The sequence below is a fragment of the Flavobacterium sp. F52 genome (genome assembly GCF_000278705.1).
In the GTDB taxonomy this organism is placed as follows: Bacteria; Bacteroidota; Bacteroidia; order Flavobacteriales; family Flavobacteriaceae; genus Flavobacterium; species Flavobacterium anhuiense.
In genome coordinates, this window is the sequence record NZ_AKZQ01000053.1 from 1 (window position 1) to 524 (window position 524).

The 524-nt window shown below is 35.3% G+C and carries 1 protein-coding gene; it reads right to left on the minus strand.

Annotation, left to right across the window (positions count from 1 at the left end):
• Window positions 1-311 (minus strand): hypothetical protein (locus FF52_RS23955; protein WP_237718573.1); only part of this gene is annotated, 311 nt, incomplete at its 3' end.
• Window positions 312-524: the final 213 nt, after the last annotated feature.

Consider the following 524-nt stretch of genomic DNA (forward strand, 5'->3'; position numbering starts at 1 on the left):
AAACATCCAAAATGTAAAGCGTCTGTTATGAGACAGTTAAGAAATAACTTGAAAAAAGATTGAAAAAAGTCTGGGAAAAGTGTTGGAAAAGCGGAAAAAGGTTCTACTTTTGCACCCGCAACGGCGAAAAACGCTCTTAGACATTCCGGCAGCTTGATCATATTTTGGAAAAGAGATTTTCGAAAAAAAAAGATTTGAAAAAGCTTGCGGGAAAAGAAAAAGCTTTTTACATTTGCACCCCGCAAAACACGGAAGCTCATTGAAAGATTGGAAGAAAAAGTTGAGAAACTGAAGCGATAAGAAAGCTTCAAAATTTTTTCAAGTTTTTCTTGCGAGAAACAAAAAGAAGTTTTAGTTTTGCACCCGCTTTGAAACACAAGCGAAAACAGAAGAAGACACGTTCGTAGACATATTGAATTGACAGCCGTTTTGAAAGAGATTTCAAAACAAGAAAGAATAAGAGTAATGGAATCGAGAGATTCGAAGAGAACCGATAGAGAGAGCATCGACTATATAATATTAAA